This is a genomic window from Trinickia sp., from assembly GCF_035492435.1.
In the GTDB taxonomy this organism is placed as follows: domain Bacteria; phylum Pseudomonadota; class Gammaproteobacteria; order Burkholderiales; family Burkholderiaceae; genus Trinickia.
This window is the reverse complement of sequence record NZ_DATJJF010000058.1, coordinates 1-2082: the sequence shown is the minus strand read 5'-3', so window position 1 is coordinate 2082 and position 2082 is coordinate 1. Positions and strand designations below refer to the sequence as shown.

The window sequence follows — 2082 nt, the reverse complement described above, 5'->3', positions numbered from 1 at the left end:
GCGACCTTGTTGGTCACGATGCCCCAGCGCACGCCGCGCGCGTCGAGATCGTCGAGCAATTCGGCGATGCCCGGGAACAGCGTGGTTTCAATGCACAGATCCGCTTCGTAATTGGCGAGAAACTCCTCGCGCATCGAGGCGAACTGGTGATCTTCCGGCCCAACGTTGAAGGCGCCGTGCAGCAGCCCGCGCGCGCCGGCCGATGCCAGCGGACGCAGTCGCTCGAGCGGCACCATCTCGAGCCCCCGATCGTGGCGCATCTTGTTGACGGCCGCGGCGAGGTCGGGTGCGGTGTCGGCGAGTGTGCCGTCGAAGTCGAACAGAATGCCTTGGCAAAGGCCGACCGGCGTGTCGTCGTCTTCGCGTTGCGGCAGGGGCGTGGGATCGCTCATAGGGAATCGGTGACGAGGTGGGTCAGACGGGGCGGCGGCACGCCATCATGTAGTTGACGTCCGTATCGGACGACAGCGTGAAGTGTTTGGTCAGCGGGTGATAGACGATGCCCTTGATGTCCGTCACCAGCAGCCCGGCGGCGCGCACGAAGCTGGCCAGTTCGGACGGGCGGATGAAACGCGCGTAGTCGTGCGTGCCTTTGGGCAGCATGCGCGCAATATATTCGGCGCCGATCACCGCCAGCAGATACGACTTCACGTTGCGGTTCAGCGTCGAGAAGAACACCCAGCCACCCGGCTTCACGAGCGTCAGGCAAGCCTGCACCACTTGTGACGGATCGGGCACGTGCTCGAGCATTTCCATGCAGGTGACGACGTCGAAGCTGCCTGGGTCGCGCGCAGCCAGCGCTTCCGCCGCGATCTCTTCGTATTCGACGGAGATGCCGCTTTCGAGGCTGTGCAGATCGGCTACGCCGAGCGCTTCGTGCGACAGATCGATACCTTTCACCGACGCACCGAGCCGCGCCATCGACTCCGACAGGATTCCACCGCCACAGCCGATGTCGAGCACGCGCTTGCCGGCCAGCTGTGCCTGTGACTCGATCCAGCCAAGCCGTACCGGATTCAGTTCATGGAGCGGTTTGAATTCGGCATTCGGGTCCCACCAGCGATGCGCAAGCTCGCTGAATTTGCGTAGTTCGTGGGGATCGGCGTTGGTCATGAGCAGTCGGCCTGATGGCGGATGAGCGGGTGGGGGAACAAGCCTGGAGAGCAAGCCCAGAGTATATAGGCCGTGGCAGAGAGCGGCAAAAGCCTGCCGGTGATGTACGGGCGGGTGTGCGCCACCCGGTGTGCACCACGCGCCGCACAACAAAACGACGACAAAAGATTAAAAATCGATAAAAAAAGCCCCGCCGTAGCGGGGCTTCGATACTGCGGTATTTTGTTGCTTACTGCTTCGAAGTACCGACAACTTCGACTTCCACGCGACGATCCGGTGCGAGGCAGGCGATGAGTGCTTTGCGGTTCTTCTGGTTGCAACCGGTCGTAACCGGGTTGCGCTTGCCCTTGCCTTCCGTGTAGATACGGTTGGCTTCGATGCCCTTGCTGACCAGATAGGCCTTCACAGCTTGAGCACGACGCAGCGACAGACGGTCGTTGTACTTGTCCGAACCGATACGGTCCGTGTAACCCGTGGCGACCACCACTTCGAGGTTCAGGCCCTGGATCTTCGATGCGAGATCATCCAGCTTGGCCTTGCCAGCCGGCTTCAGGACAGCCTTGTCGAAGTCGAACAGCGTATCGGCTTGATACGTGATCTTCTGGCTCGTGATGACCGGAGCTGCCGGAGCTGCCGGTGCCGGCGGGGTCGGAGCCTGAGCGACCAGTGCGCCGTCGCACTTTGCGTTTGCCGTTGCCGGCGTCCAGAACGCGTCGCGCCAGCACAGTTCATTCGTGCCGTTCATCCACACGTATTCGCCGGTACCATTCACCCAGTTGTCGTTAACTGCCTGCCGCGAGGCCGGCACTGACTGCGCCGAGGCCGACACGGCCATCACTGCGGTAGCCGCAATGAACGCGAGCTTTGAAAGTTTATTCATATTTCTCCTCTCGAAATTGAGATTACCGCAGGTTTACTGCGAGCCTGTTGACCCTAGACAAGTCATACATTGCTCGAAGTATAACATTG

The 2082-nt window shown here is 61.0% G+C and carries 3 protein-coding genes; all 3 read right to left on the bottom strand.

Annotated features, from left to right (window positions below; translation table 11 throughout):
• Positions 1 to 392, bottom strand: a 392-nt coding sequence (locus VL598_RS04840) for an HAD hydrolase-like protein (protein ID WP_325325561.1), incomplete at its 3' end; no start/stop codon positions are given.
• Positions 393 to 414: 22 nt separating this feature from the next.
• A complete protein-coding gene (ubiG, locus tag VL598_RS04835; RefSeq protein WP_325325560.1) occupies positions 415 to 1113 on the bottom strand; it encodes a bifunctional 2-polyprenyl-6-hydroxyphenol methylase/3-demethylubiquinol 3-O-methyltransferase UbiG in 699 nt (232 codons plus the stop codon).
• Between the two features lie 229 nt (positions 1114 to 1342).
• Positions 1343 to 1993, bottom strand: coding sequence for an outer membrane protein OmpA (gene ompA / locus VL598_RS04830; protein WP_325325559.1), 651 nt, complete (start codon positions 1991 to 1993; stop codon positions 1343 to 1345).
• Positions 1994 to 2082: the final 89 nt, after the last annotated feature.